Genomic DNA, 18,846 nt, shown 5'->3' on the forward strand with positions numbered 1-18,846 from the left:
AGAGGAGGGAGTCTCATGAGTGAAGCGAGTGTTGTGACGGTGCCGGGCCTGACAAAGCGTGACTGGATCGCGGTGCAGGTGCTTTCCGCGGCCATCAGTCGCGGTGATCCGCTGGAGGACACCGAGAAGATGGTTCGGTGGGCCTACCGCGTGGCCGCCGTCATGATCAGGACTCAAGAGAAGATCGAGCGGGCCGAGGCGGCGCCGCTGTATGCGAGTGCCGATACACCCGAGGGACAGGCGGAGCTGGACCAGGCCAGGCGGACACGGGAGGACCTCCTGGGCGATTGATGTCTTCGGTCGTTGGCGAGCGGTGGATGGGGCAAAAGGGTTCCTCCTGCCCCATCCCTGGAGTCCGGCCCCACGCGTCCCCGCGCTCAGACCCTGGTGCCCAGATAGGCGTTCTGTACCTTTGGATTGGACAGGAGCGCTTGCGCCGAGTCCTCCAGGACGAGCCGGCCCACCTCCATCACGTAGCCCCGGTGGGCCAGCTTCAGGGCCGCGCGGGCATTCTGCTCGACCAGGACGATGGTGACGCCCGTCGTCTGGTTGATCTCCCGAAGGGTCTGGAAGATCGCCTTCACGAGCAGTGGCGCGAGCCCCAGCGAGGGCTCGTCGAGCAGGAGGATGCGCGGCCTGGCCATGAGCGCCCGCCCGATGGCGAGCATCTGCTGCTCGCCCCCCGAGAGCGTCCCCGCCAGTTGCGTGCCTCGCTTCTCCAGGACCGGGAAGAGCCGGTGGATCCACGCCAGCGTCTCGGCGATTCCGGGCTTGTCCGTCCGGGTGAAGGCACCGAGCATCAGGTTCTCGCGGACGGTGAGGGTGGCGAAGATGCGCCGCCCCTCCGGTGCCTGGGCGATGCCTCTCTTCACCAGCTCGTGCGCCGGGAGGGCGTGGATGGGCTTTCCCTCGAACCAGATCTCCCCCGCCGAGGGGCGGAGCAGACCACTGATGGCTCGCAGGGTGGTGGTCTTCCCCGCGCCATTGGCGCCAAGCAGGGTGACGATCTCTCCCCGCCGCACCGTGAGCCCGATGCCGTGGAGCGCCTCCACGTTCCCGTACTTCACCCTCAAGTCCTTCAGCTCCAGGAGCGGTTCGGCCATCGCTAGACCTCCTCCGTTCCCAGGTAGGCTTCGATCACCTTCGGATCCTTCCGGACGGCCGCGGGCGGCCCCTCGGCGATCTTCTCGCCATACTCCAGCACCACCAGGTGCTCGCAGGCTCGCATGACCAGGCTCATGTCGTGCTCGATGAGCAGGAGGGTGATTCCCCGCTGCTGGATCTTCCGGATCAGCTCGACGAGCTGGTCCGTCTCCTGCTCGTTCATGCCGCCCGCGGGCTCGTCGAGGATGAGCAGCCTGGGCTCTGTCGCCAGCGCCCGGGCGATCTCCAGGCGGCGCTGGTCCCCGTAGGACAGGTTCTTCGCCAGCTCCATCGCCCGGCCGTACAGCCCCACGAAGGCGAGCTCCTCCATCGTCCGGGCCACCGCCTCGCGCTCCTCGCGGACCTGTCCGGGCAGACGCAACAAGGCCGACAGGAGCCCGGCGCGGGTGCGGCAATGGCGTCCGGCGAGCACGTTCTCCACGGCGGAGAGCTGCTGGAAGAGGCGGATGTTCTGGAAGGTCCGGGCCACTCCCAGCGACACGATCTGATGGGGCCTCAGTCCCACCAGGGAGCGCTCCTTGAACCGGACCGTCCCGCGATCCACGCGGTAGTTGCCCGTGATGAGGTTGAAGGTCGTCGTCTTCCCCGCGCCGTTCGGGCCGATGAGCCCCACGACGGACCCCTCGGCGACCTCGAAGGAGACGTCGCGCACGGCGGTCAGCCCACCGAAAGCCTTCGTGATTCCCCGGACCTCGAGAAGGGCGCTCATGGCGCGGCCCGGGCCCGTTCGAGGTCGGACTTCTTGAAGCGCACGGTCCGCAAGGGCAACAGCCCCTGCGTGCGGAACACCATCAACACCATCATCACCAGACCAAAGACGAGCATTCGCGCCGAGGCGAAGCCGCGAAAGAGCTCCGGCAGTCCCACCACCAGGAAGGCGCCGAGGAGCACCCCGGGAATGGAGCCGGAGCCGCCGAGGATGACGATCAGGAAGAGGAGGACGGACTCCCAGAAGCTGAACGACTCCGGGGAGATGATCGTCATCTTCGCGGCGTAGAGGTTGCCGGCCATTCCCGCCCAGGCCGCCCCCAGGGCGAAGGCCAGGAGCTTGTAGCGGCCCGTGTTCACGCCACTGCCCTCGGCGGCCACCGGATCCTCCCGGAGGTAGTTGAGTGCCCGCCCGAACCGCGACTGCTCCAGCCGGTGGAAGAGGAAGACCGTGAGCGCCACGAAGGCCCAGATGAGATAGAAGAACTCATGCGGGCGGCGGATCTTCAGGCCGAAGAGGGTAGGGCGCGCGATGCCGAAGAGCCCGTTGGCCCCGCCCGTCAGGCCGAACACATCGTTCACCAGGGCGATGCGCACGATCTCCCCCAGCCCGATCGTCACGATGAGCAGGTAGTCCCCCCGCAGGTGGATGACGGGGCGGGCCACCAGCGCCGCGAAGAGCGCCGCCACCAGTCCGCTCACCGGCAGGGCCCACAGGGTGGGCAGGCCCAGCCGGGTGTTCAGGATCGCCGTGGTGTACGCGCCCACGGCGTAGAAGGCGGCATGGCCCATGTTGAAGAGCCCGGCGTCGCCCAGGATGATGTTCAGGCTCAAGGCCAGCAGGGCGTAGAGGCCCACGCTGTTGAGCACGTCCACCCAGTACGCGTCCAGGACGAGCGGGGCCCCGGCGAGCACGACGGTGAGGATCGCGTAGGACACGAGCAGGCCGCGGCTCATACCTTGTCCGCCACCCGCTCGCCCAGCAGTCCCGTGGGACGAACGATCAGGATGAAGATGAGCACGAGGAAGGACAGCGCGTCCTTCCACGCGAGGGAGAGGTAGGCCGCGCCCAGGGCCTCGATGACGCCCAGCAGCAGGCCGCCCACCATCGCACCGGGGATGTTGCCAATCCCCCCGAGGATGGCCGCGGTGAACGCCTTCATCCCGTAGAGCCAGCCCATCGTGAAGCTGACCTGCCCGTAGTAGAGCCCGACGAGCAGCCCGGCGGCGCCGCCCAGGGCGGGACCGATCAGGAACACGAGCAGGATGACCCGGTTCACGTCGATGCCCATGAGGCGGGCGGCTCCCTGGTCGATCGCGGCCGCCCGGATCGCGGTGCCGATCTTCGTCTTCTGCACGAAGAGGTAGAGGACCGCCATCATGACGACCGACGCCAACACGACGACGATCCGCATGAGGGGCACCTCGAGCCCGAGCACGTTCACCGTCGCTTGGGGAAGCAGGTCCTCCGGGTAGACGTGGACGCGGGCGCCGTAGAGGAGCATGAGCGCGTTCTGCAGGAAGATGGACGCGCCGAGCGCCGAGACGACGGCCGAGAGCCGGGGCGACTCCCGGAGGGGCCGGTACACCGCGCGCTCGAGGACGGCGCCGATGAGCGCGACGAGCCCCATGACCATCACGGCCAGGATGACCAGCCCCGCCACCATCCCCAGCCGGTCCTGGAGGAAGAAGGAGGTGAGCAGGGTCATCCCGAGATAGGCGCCGTACGTGAAGAGGTCGCCGTGGGCGAAGTTGATGAGCTTCATCACCCCGTAGACCATGGTGTAGCCGAGGGCGATGAGCGCGTAGATGCCCCCGACGGCCAGTCCGTTGGTGAGCTGCTGGAAGAAGTGCTCCATGTGGGTTGGCGCCGGGCGGCGTGCCTACTTCCGCAGCGCGAAGTCGCCCGTCTTCTCGACCTTGTACACGCGGTACAGCTCGCCGAGCCGATCACCCTTCGCGTTGAAGGAGATCTTCCCCGTGAGGCCCGGGAAGTCCTTGAGGCGCGTGGTGAGGTACTCGCGCAGCTTGTCCGCGTCCGTCGACTTCGTCTCCGCGATGGCCTTCGCCACGACGCGGAAGCCGTCACCCGCCAGCACGCCGTAGATGGAGCCCGGCGTCTCGTTGTACTTCTTCGTGTAGCTCGCCAGGTAGGCCTTGGCCTCGGGGGTGTCGAGATCCTTGGGCACCGGGGGCGAGAGGAACTGGAAGCCCTCCGCCGCGTCCTTGCCGGCGATCTTCACGAGGTCCGGGTTGTTGATGGCGTCCCCGCCGAGGAAGGGCACGTTCCACCCCATCCGCTTCTTCTGCTTCAGCAGCAGGCCCGCCTCCGGGTAGTAGCCGGTGAAGAAGACCACGTCCGGACCGGCCGCCTTGAGCTGGGTGAGGATGGTGGAGTAGTCCTGCTCCTTGGGCGTGAGGGCGTCGAAGAAGACGACGTTGATCTTCTTCGCCTTGAGGATCCCCCGGATCTCGTCGGCCAGGCCCTTGGAATACGCCGAGTTGTCGTGCAGGAGCGCCACCTTGGCCGCCTTCATCGCCTCGAGCGTCGCCGCGGCCACCCGTCCCTGCTCGTCATCGCGCGGGCAGGTGCGGAAGAAGTACTTGAGGCCCTTCTCGGTGAGCCGCACGCTCGTGGAGCCGTTGGCCACCTGGATGATGCTCGCCTCGTCGAAGATGTTCTGGGTCGCCTCGGTCACCGCCGAGCCGTAGGTGCCGATCACGGCCACCACTCCCTGGGTGCTCAGGCGCTGCGCCGCGAGCGACGCGGTGCGCGGATCTCCACCGTCATCCCCGATGATGACCTCGACCTGCTTGCCCAGGAGCCCACCCTTGGCGTTCAGCTCGGAGGCGAGCAGCTCGACGTTCTTCTTCATCTCCTGGCCTTCGCTCGCCCAGGAACCGGTCATGGGCGCCAGGAGGCCGATCTTGATCGTATCCGCCGCACGGGCTGAGCCGAAGCTCAGGAGGCACAGTGCCAGGGCAAGACCCATCGCTCTCTTCATGAGGTTCTCCTCGGAGGTTCAGGAAGCGGTCAGTTCCATATCAGTGCGCGGCGGTGGGCAAGAGCAGATTCTCGCCAGGACTCAGTCGGCACGTGGGGTGGGGCGGTCCTCCGTCCCCGCCGTACCCGACGCGGCGAACACCGTCTCGAGGAAGGCGCCGAGCACGGGGTTGTCGTTGGTGCGGCTCCACGCGAGGAAGAGCTCGACGGGCTTCGCCAGCTCCATCTGCACGGCCTTGAAGACGACCCCTTCGAAGTTGAGGGCCGCCGCGGCCTCCGGCACGAGCGCCAGGCCCATTTCCGCGCGCACCAGCGCCAGGATGGAATGGATCTGGCTCATGTTCTGCACGTACCGGGGTGCCACTCCCGCCCTGCCGAACACCGACAGGACGAGGTTGTGGAGGTACTGCGCCTCGTAGGGCGAGTACATGATGAAGGGCTGTCGTTCGAAGTCCCCCAGGGCCAGGAATGGCTGCGCGGCGAGTGGATGCGTCCGCGGGATCGCGGCGATGAGGGGCTCGCGCAGCACGCAGCGCGACGCGAAGTCCTGGTGATCCACCGGCACACGTACCAGGCCGACGTCGAGCTGCTTGGACATCAGGGCATCCACCTGCGCGGTCGTCACCAGCTCCTTGAGGATCAGGTCCACGCCGGGCAGGCGCGAGCGCAGGGCGGAGATGAGACCCGGCAGGTAGTTGTAGCCCGAGGCCGCGGTGAAGCCCAGGTTGAGCGTGCCGGCGTCACCGCTCGCCACACGCCGCGCGCTGAACGCGGCGCTCTCGGCCAGGCTCAGCAGCCGGCGTGCTTCCGGAAGGAAGGCGCGGCCCGCGGGGGTCAGCTTGACGGTACGGCTCGTGCGCTCGAGGAGCTGCGTCCGCAGGTGGTGCTCCAGCAACTGCACCTGCCGGCTCAGCGGCGGCTGGGTCATGCTGAGCCGTGTGGCCGCGCGCCCGAAGTGCAGTTCCTCGGCGACGGCCACGAAGCAACGGAGCTGGCTGAACTCGAACACTGATGCGTCCCCAGCATGGATGGAGCCCGTGCGAAGTCTATCTGGCATTCTTCCGCACGCGCGCCGTGCATTCGGGGGTCGCACGGGATTGAACGATGACGCACCGCGCCTTCACGGTGGGTAGGCTCCTTTCGAGCGGGCAGGGGCACGAAGTCTCGCCAGCCCCTCGCGGAGGCGTCATGGCGCGGAGCGTCGCATTCATGCACTTCGCGCATGAGTACATGCCCTCTTTGGTTTGGAGCGACATCGAGCCACCACGTACCTTGCTTCGCGTGGGACGGACCGCGAACCGAGGCCGACCCGAGGAGATGAAGGCCCATGACGCAGATGACTCCGTTGGATATGGCAAAGCAGCTGGGTAAGGGGCTGCTGTCCTTCCCCGTCACGCACTTCGACGCGACGCTCGCTTTCGACGAGCGCGCCTATCGCACCAACCTGGCCTCGTTGAGCGAGTACCCCGTGGCGGGCCTGTTCGCGGCCGGCGGGACGGGCGAGTTCTTCTCCCTCACGGCGGACGAGGTGAACCGGGTCGTCAGGGCGGCGGTGGAGGAGACGCGTGGCAAGGTGCCGGTGATCGCTCCGACCGGCTATGGCACCGCGATGGCGAAGGACCTCGCCCGGGCCGCCGAGGCCGCGGGCGCGGACGGGTTGCTGCTGCTGCCGCCCTACCTCACCGAGTGCGACCGGGACGGCATCGCCGCGCACGTCGAGGCGGTGTGCGCCTCCACCAGGCTGGGTGTCATCTTCTACAGCCGCGCCAACGCCGTGCTGGATGACGTCACGCTCGCGCGCCTGTGCGAGCGCTGCCCCAACCTGGTCGGCTTCAAGGACGGGGTGGGTGACATCGAGACGATGACGCGCATCCACCAGCGCATCGGCGACCGCCTCATGTACATCGGCGGACTGCCGACGGCGGAGACCTTCGCCCTCCCGTACCTGGAGATGGGCGTCACCACCTACTCCTCGGCGATCTTCAACTTCCTGCCGCAGTTCGCGCTCCGCTTCTATGACGCCGTCCGCGCGCGCGACCTCGCGACCGTGTCGTCCGGTCTGCGTGACTTCGTGCTCCCGTACATCTCGATCCGCAACCGCAAGAAGGGTTACGCGGTCTCCATCGTGAAGGCGGGCATGCGCGCGATGGGCCGTTCCGCCGGACCCGTGCGTCCTCCGCTGCTGGACCTCACCGAGAGCGAGTTCGGTGAGCTCAAGACCCTCCTCGCCGGACGCTCCTGAAACGAGGACCCATCCATGGCGACCCATTCCGAGGCTCTCACTGGAGAGATGTTCATTGGCGCGGCGCGGGTGCGCGGCACGGCGGGGACGTTCCGCGGACACGACCCGGCGCGTGGCGCATGGCTCGAGCCGGCCTACGGCGGCGGCACTCCGGCCGAGGTGGAGCGGGCCTGCCAGCTCGCGTGGGAAGCGTTCGACGCGTTCCGCGACACCGACCTCGAGACGCGCGCCCGCCTGCTCGAGACGGCGGCCCAGCGCATTCTCGACCTGGGCGACGCGCTGATCGAGCGAGCCTGCGCGGAGTCGGGACTCCCGCGTGGGCGCATCGAGGGTGAGCGGGGCCGCACGGTCGGCCAGCTGCGGCTCTTCGCGGAGGTCGTGCGCGGAGGCGAGTGGCTCGAGGCGCGGATCGATCCCGCCCTGCCGCAGCGCCAGCCCGCGCCGCGTTCCGACCTGCGCCAGCGTCACATCGCCGTGGGGCCCGTGGCGGTGTTCGGCGCGAGCAACTTCCCACTGGCCTTCTCGGTGGCGGGTGGTGACACCGCGTCCGCGCTCGCGGCGGGCTGTCCCGTCGTGGTGAAGGCGCACAACGCCCACCCGGGCACGTCGGAGCTCGTCGGGCGCGCGCTCCGTCAGGCGGTGGCCGACTGTGGCCTCCCCGAGGGCGTCTTCTCGCTCCTCTTCGCCTCGGACAACGAGGTCGGCACCGCGCTCGTGGCGGACCCGCGCATCAAGTCGGTGGGTTTCACCGGCTCGCGACGCGGGGGCATGGCGCTGATGAAGGTCGCCGCCGCCCGTGCCGAGCCCATCCCCGTCTTCGCCGAGATGAGCAGCATCAACCCGGTGTACCTGCTGCCGGCCGCCCTGGCGGCGCGCGGAGCGGACATCGGGCGGAAGTTCGTGGCCTCGCTCACGCTGGGCGCGGGGCAGTTCTGCACCAACCCGGGTCTGGTGCTCGCGGTCGAGGGCCCTGGCCTCGAGGCCTTCCTCGAGGCCTCCGCCGGGGTGCTGCGTGACAGTCCGTGTGCGACGATGCTCACGCCCGGCATCCACGCGGCGTACGACGAGGGAGTGGGGCGTCTGTCGGCCCATCCCCGGGTGAAGTCGATCGCGCGTGGAGTGGCCACGAACGGGCCGAACCAGGCTCGCGCCGCCCTCTTCACGACCGATGCGGGCAGCTTGCTGAACGATCCCGTGCTGCAGGAGGAGGTGTTCGGTTCCTCCTCGCTGGTGGTGCGCTGCGAGAGCGTGGAGGCGATGCGCGCCGCGACCGAGCGCCTGGAGGGGCAGCTCACCGCGACGCTCCAGATGGACGAGGCGGACATTCCCGTGGCGCGCCAGCTCCTGCCAGTCCTCGAGCGCAAGGCGGGGCGCATCCTCGTCAACGGCTTCCCCACGGGGGTCGAGGTGTGCCACGCCATGGTGCACGGGGGCCCCTTCCCGGCCACGTCCGACCCGCGTGCCACCTCGGTCGGCTCGCTCGCCATCCGGCGTTTCCTGCGTCCCGTCTGCTACCAGGACCTGCCGCAGGCCCTGTTGCCCGAGGCGCTGCGTGATGGCAACCCGCTCGAGCTGTGGCGGCGGGTGGACGGGAAGCTCGTTCCGCCCTCCGAGTCACGCCGCTGACCGTTTGAACTGACGCCTGGGCTTCACCCGCAACCCGCAGCGAGGAGGGTTTCGCATGGAAGACGTATCCGCCGTGAGCACCGCAGGCGAACGAACGCGCAGCCGTGTGCGCTACTTCGTCCTGTTCATGGTGTTCATCGTCACCACGCTGAACTTCGCGGATCGCGCGACCCTCTCCATCACCGGCTCGACGATGCAGAAGGAGCTGGGGTTGGATCCGGTGCAGATGGGCTACCTGTTCTCCGCGTTCGCCTGGGCGTACGTGTTGGGGCAGGTCCCCGGCGGATGGCTGCTCGACCGCTTCGGCACCAAGCGCGTCTATGCGTGGAGCATCGTCCTCTGGTCGTTCTTCACGCTGCTGGCGGGAGTGGTGGGCTCGCTGCCCGCCGCCTCCGTGGTGGGTGCGTTCTTCCTCTGCCGGCTGATGGTCGGCTTCGCCGAGGCACCGGCGTTCCCGGGCAACAGCCGCCTCGTGGCGGCCTGGTTCCCCACCGCCGAGCGAGGTACGGCGTCCGCCATCTTCAACTCGGCGCAGTACTTCGCGGCCGTGCTCTTCACCCCCCTCATGGCCTACCTCACCCAGGCCCACGGCTGGCGGAGCGTCTATTTCGTGATGGGGGGCCTGGGCTTCGTGCTGGCGGCGCTGTGGCTGTACACCATTCACGAACCCAAGGCCCACCCGCGCATCAGCCGCGCGGAGCTCGAGCACATCGAGCGCGGCGGCGGACTCGTGAACCTGGAGAAGGGGGCCGTGGCCAAGGTCCCCCTTCAGCGGGGCACCATCAAACAGTTGCTCGCCAACCGCATGATGATGGGCATCTACGTGGGCCAGTACTGCATCAACACGCTGACCTATTTCTTCCTCACCTGGTTCCCGGTGTACCTGGTGCAGGAGCGCGGGATGTCCATCCTCAAGGCGGGCTTCGTCTCGTCGCTTCCGGCGGTGGCGGGGTGCATCGGTGGCGTGTTGGGCGGAGTGATCTCCGACGGCCTGGTGCGCCGCGGCCACTCGCTCACCTTCGCGCGCAAGACGCCCCTCGTGGTCGGGATGCTGATGTCCACGAGCATGGTGGTGTGCAACTACGTGGACTCTCAGTGGCTGGTCGTCGCGATCATGTCCCTCGCATTCTTCGGCAAGGGCGTGGGCGCGCTGGGCTGGGCGGTGATGTCGGACACCTCGCCCAAGGAGGTCGCGGGCCTGAGCGGCGGGGTCTTCAACACCTTCGGCAACACGGCGGGCATCACCACGCCCATCATCATCGGTTACCTCTTGAAGCAGAGCGGCTCCTTCGCCGCCGCGCTCGTGTTCGTGGGCGCCAACGCCTTGCTCGCCATCGTCTGCTACCTGCTCGTCGTCGGTGAGATCCGGCGCCTGGAGCTGAAGCAGGCGTAGAGGACCTCCGGTCGTGAGCGGTCACCCAGGACAGAAAGGACACGGGCCATGACGACGCATCTGGTGATGGGACACAACGAAGCGCCAACGGTGACGAAGGTTCGCGTCGTCCCGGTGGCCGGGCACGACGGGATGCTCCTGAACCTGAGCGGTGCCCATGCTCCTTTCTTCACTCGCAACGTGGTGGTCCTCGAGGACAGCGCTGGCCACACGGGCGTGGGGGAGGTGCCCGGCGGCGAAGCCATCCGCCAGACGCTCGAGGAGGCCATCCCGCTCGTTCTCGGGCAGCGTCTGGGCAACCATCGCAACATCCTCAACTCGGTGCGCCGGCGCTTCTCCCACCGCGACGACGGGGGGCGCGGACAGCAGACCTTCGATCTGCGGGTGACGATCCACGCCGTGGCGGCACTCGAGTGCGCGCTGCTCGATCTGCTCGGCCAGTTCCTCGAGGTGCCCGTGGCGGCGCTGCTCGGCGATGGGCAACAGCGCGAGCGCGTCGACGTACTCGGCTACCTCTTCTACGTGGGCGACCGGAAGCGGACGGATCTGCCCTACCGCTCCGAGCCAGACGCGAAGGATGACTGGCTGCGGTTGCGCCACGAGGAGGCGCTGACGCCGGAGGCCGTGGTGCGGCTCGCCGAGGCCGCGTACGCGCGCTACGGCTTCCGGGACTTCAAGCTCAAGGGCGGCGTGCTGCGGGGCGAGGAGGAGATGGCGGCGGTGACGGCGCTCGCCGAGCACTTTCCGGACGCACGCATCACCCTGGACCCCAACGGCTGTTGGTCGCTGGAGGAGGCGGTGAGGCTGTGCCGCGGCAGCGGAGAAGTGCTCGCCTATGCCGAGGACCCCTGCGGCCCGGAGCGGGGCTACTCGGGTCGCGAGATCATGGCGGAGTTCCGCCGACAGACGCGTCTGCCGACGGCGACGAACATGATCGCCACCGACTGGCGCGAGATGGGGCACGCCATCCAATTGGGCTCGGTGGACATCCCGCTGGCCGACCCGCACTTCTGGACGATGCAGGGGTCGGTGCGCGTCGCGCAGATGTGTGACGAGTGGGGGTTGACCTGGGGCTCGCACTCCAACAACCACTTCGACATCTCGCTGGCGATGTTCACCCACGTGGCCGCGGCGGCACCCGGGCGCATCACCGCCATCGACACGCATTGGATCTGGCAGGACGGCCAGCGCCTGACGCGCGAGCCGCTGCGCATCTCCGGCGGGCAGTTGACGGTCCCGGATCGCCCCGGGCTGGGCGTGGAGCTGGATCCGGACCAGCTCGAGCGTGCCCACGCCCTCTACCGCGCCCAGGCGTTGGGGGCGCGCAACGACGCGGCTGCCATGCAGTACCTGGTGCCGGGGTGGAAGTTCGACCCCAAGCGCCCCTGCCTCATGCGTTGAAGCGTCTGGGAGCAGGGCATGCGGACCTTGAAGCGCGGTTGGATGGTAGCCAGCTTGATGACGTGGAGCTTCGCCGCTCCGGTGCGCGCCGATGAGGCGCCGCCCCCGGCCAACGCGCCAACGGCGACGAGCCAGATCACCCTGCCGTCCACGGGCGGCCTCAACGTCACCTCGAGCAATGGCCAGTTCGAGGTGACACTCAGAGGGCGCATCCAGGTGGACGGCGGCGCGTTCCGCAACGACGCGCTGGGCACCAAGAACGTGAGTGGCACGGAGCTGAGGCGCGTGCGACTGGGCGCCGCCGGGCAGGCACTCGGCTGGCGCTACCTGGTGGAAGTGGACTTCGCCGGAGATGGAGTGGAGGCACAGGACCTGTGGATCTCCAGGACGCTGGGGCCGGGCCAGCTCACCGTCGGCCAGTTCAAGCCCGCCTTCTCGATCGAGGACCAGACGAACGATCTGTACGTCGTCATGCAGGAGCGCAGCTTTCTCGCGAGCACCCTGGCGCCCGGCTTCCAGATCGGCGTTGGATACGCGGGCGATGTCGGGGTCTTCACCTACGGGGTGGCGCTGTACAACCTCGATCGCAACAACGCGAGTCACGATCGGGGGTTCGGAGGGTCTGGCCGGGTGACGTTCGCGCCCTGGCGCACCGAGGGGCGGGTGCTGCACGTGGGTGTGGCGGTGGCTCGCGAGCACACGGACCTGATGGGTGACGGCAAGCAGCCCGGCGTCTCGCTGCGGGTGCGCACGGCCGGCCACCTCGCCGATGGCTCCCGCTTCCTGCTCTTGGGCTTCAACGACAACTCTTCCGTGGACAGCACCAAGGGAGTGCTCGAGCTCGCTGGCGTCTACGGTCCGCTCTCCTTGCAGGCGGAGGCGGCCCAGGGGCGCTACGCGAGCCGGAGCGCGCGGGGCCGGCTCAGCACCTGGTATGTGCAGGCCAGCGGGTTCCTGACGGGAGAGAGCCGTGCCTACGATGCCACGCGTGGCCGCTTCCAACGCCTCGTGCCGCGTGGCAGGTTCGGCGCCCTGGAACTCGCGGTCCGCTACGACGTGGCACGAGGCCTGACAACGCCCGCTGTCGAGGTGTCGAATGGGATCGAGGTCCACGCCGCGACCGCGGGGATCAACTGGTACGTCAACGAGCGCGTCCGCCTCACGGTGAATGGCATCCTGGCCACGGTCGAGGATCCGCTCAATGTCACCGCGCTGGACGACACACGTGCCGTGACGGCGCGGCTCCAGCTGGAGTTCTAGAGAAGGAGAAGGCAGATGACCGATCGCGCGGAGTCCATGCGAACGCAGCCCCTCACCATTCGCATGCATGGCGATGACAACGTCGCCATCGTCGCCAACGAGGGTGGGTTGCCGGCTGGAACGGTATTGCCCGAGGGGCTCGTGCTCAAGGAGCGCGTGCCGCAAGGGCACAAGGTCGCGCTGGTGGATCTGCCCCGGGGTCAGGCGGTCCTGCGCTACGGGGTGCCGATCGGCTACGCCCTGGAGGACATCGCGTCCGGACGCTGGGTGCACGAGCGCCTGCTCGACATGCCGGGGGCGCGTGGGCTGGATGACCTCCCCCTGGCCACCGCGAAGGCCGCGCCCCTGCCGCCGCTGGAGGGCTACACGTTCGAGGGCTACCGCAACCCGGATGGCTCCGTGGGCACGCGCAACATCCTGGCGATCACCCAGACGGTTCAATGCGTGGCGGGCGTCACGGAGTTCGCCGTCCAGCGCATCAAGACCGAGCTGTTGCCCCGCTTCCCGAACGTGGACGATGTCGTGGCCCTGGAGCATGGCTATGGCTGTGGCGTGGCGATCGACGTGCCCGACGCGATCGTGCCGATCCGGACCTTGCGCAACATCAGCCTCAACCCGAACTTCGGCGGCGAGGTGATGATGGTGAGCCTGGGCTGCGAGAAGTTGCAGCCCGAGCGCTTGATGCCACCCGGCTCGCTCCCGGTCGTCGGTCAACGGGGAGGAGCCGAGGAGGGCGGGAAGCCAAGCGTGGTCTGCTTGCAGGACGACAGCCACACCGGCTTCATGTCGATGGTGGCGAGCATCATGCGGCAGGCCGAGACCCATCTGGCGCGCCTGAACGCGCGAAGACGTGAAACCGTGCCGGCCAGTGAGCTGGTGGTGGGGGTCCAGTGCGGTGGTAGCGATGCGTTCTCGGGGGTGACGGCCAACCCGGCGGTTGGCTTCTGCACCGACCTGCTGGTGCGTGCTGGCGCCAGCGTGATGTTCTCGGAAGTGACCGAGGTGCGTGATGGCATCGCCCAACTGACCGCACGCGCCACCACCCCGGAGGTGGCCCAAGCCATGATCCGGGAAATGGCGTGGTACGACGCCTACCTGAAGCGAGGCGGTGCCGACCGGAGCGCCAACACCACGCCGGGCAACAAGAAGGGCGGCCTGTCCAACATCGTCGAGAAGGCGATGGGCTCCATCGTCAAGTCCGGCTCGTCGCCGATTTCCGGGGTGCTGTCGCCCGGAGAGAAGCTCAAGACGAGGGGACTCACGTACGCGGCCACTCCCGCGAGCGATTTCATCTGCGGCACGCTGCAACTGGCCGCGGGCATGAACCTGCATGTCTTCACCACCGGTCGTGGCACGCCCTATGGCCTGGCCGCGGTCCCGGTGATCAAGGTCGCCACGCGCAGCGATCTGGCCCGGCGCTGGCATGACCTGATGGACGTGAACGCCGGAACCATCGCGGATGGCTCCGCCAGCATCGAGGAGGTGGGGTGGGAACTCTTCCGCTTCATGCTGGATGTGGCCAGCGGTCGCAAGAAGACGTGGGCGGAACAGTGGAAGCTTCACAACGCCCTGGTGCTCTTCAATCCCGCTCCCGTGACGTGAGGTCCGGCCGGGGGTGAGCTACCGGCCGATCTTCTCTTCCTTGGCGTGGATTTGGTCCGCCTCAATCCAATGCGCGAGGACGCGGAGTCTCCATGCGGGACGCCTCCTGACAAAAGGACTCGGGTTCCTGGAGTTCTCGCGACGCGGTGGGCGGCGAGCGGCCATTCGAGGGTATGGCCCTGGATTTGCTCCCTGGCAGCGCGAAGCTGGAACCCTTAAGGAAGGGCCGTGGTGGTCGAGGAGGGCGTTCGTGAGTTCACGGCATGAAATCAAGTTGAAGGGGTCGGTCATTCGTCCGGAGCGCATCCCGGCGCCTCTTCTCCAGGAACTGCTGCACATCTTCGTCGAGGGTGCGCAGCGGGCGCTGCGCTTGCGCATCGAGGGACGGAGCACCGCGCGGGGAACCCAGCCCGCGTGGATGCGCTCTGCCGCGCAGTTCGATCTGCTCATCGAGCCCCCGTCCGAGCCTGGAGTCTTCCGGGTCGAGTCACGCCCATTGAGGCAGGTCCTCCCCGCGAACCTCCGGCCGGGTGAGGCCCCGCACGGCCTCGATCTGGCCCGGACGGCCGTGGACTTCTTCGAGGAGGGGCTCGAGGACGCGCTCGCCGGAGCCACGGACAGCGACACGTTCGATGAAGGACTCGTCGAGACGTTCAGTGCATTCGCCCGGGTCTTCGAACAAGGCGTGGAGGCCATCGAGATCGTCAATGGCCGCACCATTCCCATCGACTCCGAGGGAGTAGAGCGGATGATCCGGCTCCGCCGCCAGATTCCTGCCCCCCAGGCCGTTCGGATCGCGGGCACGCTCGACACCATCCGGCACAGTGATCGGGTCTTCACCCTGGTGCTGGAATCCGGTGCCTTGCTCAAGGGGGTCGCGGAGCGACTGGAACCCACACGGATGGCGTCGCTCTTCGGCAAGCAGGTGGTGGTGTCGGGGATGGCGGTGTTCCGGCCTTCTGGTTCTGTCTCGCGGATCGACGTGGAGCAGATGCAGGAGGCCAGCGCGCAGGAGACCTCTCTGTGGTCCCGCTTGCCCAGGCCGCTGCGGGTTCCGCTGGACACCCGAGCACTACGGGTGGCCCAGGATGAACGGTCGGGTTTCAATGCCATCTACGGCCAGTGGCCGGGTGATGAGTCGGAGGAGGAACTCGTGGCCGCGCTCGAGGGGTTCTCGTGACTGCGGCCAGTGGTCTTGTCCTGCTCGACACCAACATCCTCATTCACCTGCTCAGGGCCACGGCCCTGGGCGCCAGGGCCGCCAGCGAACACGCCTTGCGGAGCCGGAGCGAGCGGTCTCTGCTCTCCATCGTCACCGTGGGCGAGGCCCTGGCATTCGCGAGGAAGCGCGGCTGGGGAACGTCCAAGGTCACCGCACTGCGGGAACTGATTCAGCAGCTCGTCATCGTCGACATCCACTCCAATGAAGTCCTGGAACACTACGCCGCGCTCGATGCTTTCCGCGAAGCCCGTGGACGGGCCTTGGGAAAGAACGACCTGTGGATCTCCGCCACGGCCGCGGCGACCGGCGCGTTGTTGTTGACCACGGACAAGGACTTCGATCCCCTTCACCAGGAAGGACTCTTGCGCCGCGCCTGGTACGACCCGGCACCGAGCCCTCGAAACTTATGAGCACCAGTCATGCTCACGCGGCACCTTCGTCCAGGAGCTCCACGATGCCCCGGGTGCCGTCCACGCGGATGCGCTGGCCGGTGTGGATGCGCCGCGTGGCGCCCGTCACGCTGACGACCGCCGGAATGCCGTACTCGCGCGCCACCACCGAGCCGTGCGTCATGAGCCCGCCCACCTCGGTCACCAGTCCAGACGCGTGCACGAACAGGGGCGTCCAGCCTGGATCCGTATGCGGCGCCACGAGGATCTCTCCCGCGTGAAGCACCTCGCGCGTCGGATCGAGCACCACGCGCGCCCGCCCCTCCACCACGCCCGCCGAGGCCGCCGTCCCGGACATGGCTCCCGGTGGCAGATCCTCGCGGCCCGCCAGCACGGGAATCTCGCCATCGCTCGCCATCACCAAGGGAGGCGCTCGTCTGGCGTCGCGCCGGAGCGCGGCCCGCCGCTCCTCGGCGAGGGGCCGTAGATCGGGCGCTCGCTCGGCCTCGAGCGCCGCGATCAGCTCCTCGAAGCGGAACAGGAACACCTCGTCCGGCGCCCCGAGCGCCCCGCGCCGCACCAGGAGACTCCCGGCCTCGAGCACTGCGTCACGCACGAGCTCCAGCACACGGACGAGCAGGAACTTGGGGTGTTCCCGCAGCCCAAGGCCCGCGCGGGCCAGTCGTACCCACCGGCGAGCCAGCCGGGCGCGCAGGCTTCCGGTCAGACCGCGTCGGGACGCGGCGACGAGTCGCTCGCCCGCGGCCTCGGCCCTGGCGGCCAGCGCCGCGTGGTGGGCCCGGTGCTCGCCCGCGGACCGGTTCGCCCCCGCCGGTCCGGCTCCTCCCACGATGGTCGCGAGAAGGAGCGAGGGATCCTCCTTGTAACGAGGCCGGGACAGGTCCACCTCCCCATGTCCCCGCATGCCATAGCGCTCGAGGAAGGCCCGCCAGGCCGTGAGAAAGGCCGGCCCTCCTTCGAGGTCACGCGCCGCGGCCAGGGCCTCGGGGGCGGGACGGTCGTGAAGCACCGCGGCCAGGGCCGGATGGGGGCGGACGAGATCCGTCAGATCTCCCACGGCCAGATCCATCTCGGTGGTGACGTTGCCGGGCAGGCCCCGCTCCAGCGCGGAGAGATCCTCCAGTGTCCCGCCGAGCAGTCCCCTCCGGATTCCCTGGCCGAGCAGCCCCTTGGCCACCACGCCCACGAGCAGGTTCGGGGGCAGGGCGAGGGCGCGGCTCATGAGCTCCGAGAGCACACGCCGCGACTCGCGCAGCCGTGCCGCGCCCGGAGCCGCCGCCGCGAGCCGGGCCCGCATCTCGGTGAGCAGCGACTCGCTGAACGTCTCCACCCGGGAGAGGAGTGAGGCGGGATCCGCGACGAACAGCCGGTGCAACATCCGGGTGACCAGGGGGAAGGCGATGCGGCCAACGCCCCTCACCGTGGCCCGTCCGCCGCGTGCGCCGCGCTGGAAGGCCGGCTGGTTGGCCAACGCGTCCATGCCCCGGCCCAGATCCTCGTAGACGTGACGGGCGATCCCCACCATCCGCCGCCGCAGGAGGGGATGGCGCAGCATGGGCGTCGCGTCCAGGAAGAGCCGGCTGCCCGCGACGGCGACGGACCGGGTCTCGTGGGGAGGCTCCTCCGTGCCCGACGACGTCCTGCCGAATGGAATCGTCAACTGCCACACCTGGAGGGCGAGCGGCGGCATCGGGTCCGTCATCATCTGGACGTGGCCGAAGCCGAGGTAGATATGCGTGCCCCCGTCGTCCGGAGCGGGCGTGGGCAGCGGGTACAGGCTCGTGATGGGGCGGGCCTGGACCACGTAGATGCGCCCGGCCTCGATGCACCACTCGATGTCCTGCGGCTCGCCGTAATGCGCTTCGATGCGCGCGCCCAGGGCGGCCAGCTCCCGTGCGGTCACGTCATCCAGGGCCCGGGCGCTGCGGGTGGCTTCCGGCAAGGCTTCCTCCCTGGTTCCGCCCTCGGGCCTGGGACGGATGGCCAGGGCCTTGTCACCCACCTGGACGCTCAGGAACTCCCCCGTCGCCTTGTCCACCTTGTACAGGTCGGCGTTGATGAGCCCGCTGACCAGCGCCTCGCCCAGCCCGAAGCCCGCGTCGATGGATACGGTGCCACGCCGCCCGGTGAGGGGATCCGCGGTGAAGAGGATGCCGGACACCTCGGGCATCACCATGCGCTGCACCACCACGCTCAGCTTCACCCCGCGATGGCCAAAGCCATTCCGGGCCCGGTAGAGCACCGCGCGATCGGTGAACAGCGACACCCAGCAGCGCCGGACCGCGTCGAGCAGGGACTCGGCCCCGCGGATGTTGAGGAAGGTGTCCTGCTGGCCCGCGAAGCTGGCGTCCGGCAGATCCTCCGCCGTGGCGCTGGAGCGCACCGCCCACGCGGCCTCGGTCCCCAGCGCCCTCCAGGCGGCGAGCACGGCGTCGGCCACGGCCGGGGGAAGGGGCGCCTGGCCGAGCGCGGCACGGGTGGCCTCGGCGACGCGACGCGCCGCTTCCACATCCTTCCCATCCAATGACTCCAGCGCCGCGTACAACGCCTGGGTCTCCCCGACGCCGGCGAAGAACGCATCGAAGGCGGCCGTGGTGACACAGAAGCCGGGAGGCACGGGGAACCCGGCGCGGGCCAGCTCGCCCAGGTTGGCCCCCTTGCCGCCCACGTGGGGCAGGTCCGCCGCGCAGATGCGCTCGAACGGGAGGATGAAGGACTCCGCTTCCACGGTGCGCGCGGATTCGTCGAGGGTGTTGCCTGTACTCATGGGGTTCTCCACTTCGAGGAGGCGACACCGTCCAGCAACACGCGTCT

At 68.7% G+C, this 18,846-nt stretch carries 16 protein-coding genes; 9 read left to right on the forward strand and 7 right to left on the reverse strand.

The window, feature by feature from the left end; genetic code table 11:
- Positions 1–15: 15 nt before the first annotated feature.
- Positions 16–291: a hypothetical protein gene (locus CYFUS_RS22520; protein WP_157758596.1), complete on the forward strand. Its 276-nt coding sequence runs from the start codon at positions 16–18 to the stop codon at positions 289–291.
- 86 nt (positions 292–377) lie between these two features.
- Here CYFUS_RS22520 and CYFUS_RS22525 read toward each other — a convergent pair whose 3' ends face one another.
- The 6 genes from CYFUS_RS22525 to CYFUS_RS22550 form a co-directional block, all read right to left on the reverse strand.
- Positions 378–1,103, reverse strand: a complete 726-nt coding sequence (locus tag CYFUS_RS22525; protein WP_095987099.1) for an ABC transporter ATP-binding protein — start codon at positions 1,101–1,103, stop codon at positions 378–380.
- Positions 1,104–1,105: 2 nt separating this feature from the next.
- Positions 1,106–1,873 carry an ABC transporter ATP-binding protein gene (locus CYFUS_RS22530; RefSeq protein ID WP_095987100.1) on the reverse strand — a complete coding sequence of 256 codons (768 nt, stop codon included), beginning with the start codon at positions 1,871–1,873 and terminating at the stop codon, positions 1,106–1,108.
- Entirely contained in the window at positions 1,870–2,829 is a 960-nt protein-coding gene (locus tag CYFUS_RS22535; protein ID WP_095987101.1) for a branched-chain amino acid ABC transporter permease, read from the reverse strand. Before CYFUS_RS22535 ends, CYFUS_RS22530 begins: the two co-directional genes overlap by 4 nt.
- Positions 2,826–3,731, reverse strand: a complete 906-nt coding sequence (locus tag CYFUS_RS22540) for a branched-chain amino acid ABC transporter permease (protein WP_095987102.1) — start codon at positions 3,729–3,731, stop codon at positions 2,826–2,828. The genes CYFUS_RS22535 and CYFUS_RS22540 overlap by 4 nt, the downstream gene beginning before the upstream one ends.
- 24 nt (positions 3,732–3,755) lie before the next feature.
- Positions 3,756–4,877, reverse strand: coding sequence for a branched-chain amino acid ABC transporter substrate-binding protein (locus CYFUS_RS22545; protein ID WP_095987103.1), 1,122 nt, complete (start codon positions 4,875–4,877; stop codon positions 3,756–3,758).
- Between the two features lie 81 nt (positions 4,878–4,958).
- Entirely contained in the window at positions 4,959–5,885 is a 927-nt protein-coding gene (locus CYFUS_RS22550) for a LysR substrate-binding domain-containing protein (RefSeq protein ID WP_095987104.1), read from the reverse strand.
- 318 nt (positions 5,886–6,203) lie between these two features.
- Here CYFUS_RS22550 and kdgD point away from each other — a divergent pair, with 318 nt between their 5' ends.
- From kdgD to CYFUS_RS22590, 8 genes are all read left to right on the forward strand, one after another.
- The gene (gene kdgD, locus CYFUS_RS22555; RefSeq protein WP_095987105.1) at positions 6,204–7,118 is read left to right on the forward strand and encodes a 5-dehydro-4-deoxyglucarate dehydratase; all 915 of its coding nucleotides are present in this window, start codon (positions 6,204–6,206) and stop codon (positions 7,116–7,118) included.
- 15 nt (positions 7,119–7,133) lie between these two features.
- Complete coding sequence (locus tag CYFUS_RS22560) at positions 7,134–8,744, forward strand: aldehyde dehydrogenase (NADP(+)) (protein WP_095987106.1); 1,611 nt, start codon at positions 7,134–7,136, stop codon at positions 8,742–8,744.
- A 55-nt stretch (positions 8,745–8,799) separates the two neighbouring features.
- Positions 8,800–10,137 carry an MFS transporter gene (locus CYFUS_RS22565; protein WP_095987107.1) on the forward strand — a complete coding sequence of 446 codons (1,338 nt, stop codon included), beginning with the start codon at positions 8,800–8,802 and terminating at the stop codon, positions 10,135–10,137.
- Between the two features lie 48 nt (positions 10,138–10,185).
- A complete protein-coding gene (gene gudD, locus CYFUS_RS22570) occupies positions 10,186–11,538 on the forward strand; it encodes a glucarate dehydratase (RefSeq protein WP_095987108.1) in 1,353 nt (450 codons plus the stop codon).
- A gap of 18 nt (positions 11,539–11,556) precedes the next feature.
- Positions 11,557–12,798: an OprO/OprP family phosphate-selective porin gene (locus tag CYFUS_RS22575; protein ID WP_095987109.1), complete on the forward strand. Its 1,242-nt coding sequence runs from the start codon at positions 11,557–11,559 to the stop codon at positions 12,796–12,798.
- A gap of 15 nt (positions 12,799–12,813) precedes the next feature.
- Positions 12,814–14,400 carry a galactarate dehydratase gene (gene garD / locus CYFUS_RS22580; protein ID WP_198316701.1) on the forward strand — a complete coding sequence of 529 codons (1,587 nt, stop codon included), beginning with the start codon at positions 12,814–12,816 and terminating at the stop codon, positions 14,398–14,400.
- Positions 14,401–14,650: 250 nt separating this feature from the next.
- Entirely contained in the window at positions 14,651–15,580 is a 930-nt protein-coding gene (locus CYFUS_RS22585; RefSeq protein ID WP_157758597.1) for a hypothetical protein, read from the forward strand.
- Complete coding sequence (locus CYFUS_RS22590; protein WP_095987111.1) at positions 15,577–16,032, forward strand: type II toxin-antitoxin system VapC family toxin; 456 nt, start codon at positions 15,577–15,579, stop codon at positions 16,030–16,032. The genes CYFUS_RS22585 and CYFUS_RS22590 overlap by 4 nt, the downstream gene beginning before the upstream one ends.
- Before the next feature lie 13 nt (positions 16,033–16,045).
- Here the strand turns inward: CYFUS_RS22590 and CYFUS_RS22595 are convergent, their stop codons facing one another.
- Complete coding sequence (locus tag CYFUS_RS22595) at positions 16,046–18,799, reverse strand: phosphoenolpyruvate synthase (RefSeq protein WP_157758598.1); 2,754 nt, start codon at positions 18,797–18,799, stop codon at positions 16,046–16,048.
- Positions 18,800–18,846: the final 47 nt, after the last annotated feature.

It is taken from the genome of Cystobacter fuscus (assembly GCF_002305875.1).
Taxonomy (GTDB): Bacteria; Myxococcota; Myxococcia; order Myxococcales; family Myxococcaceae; genus Cystobacter; species Cystobacter fuscus_A.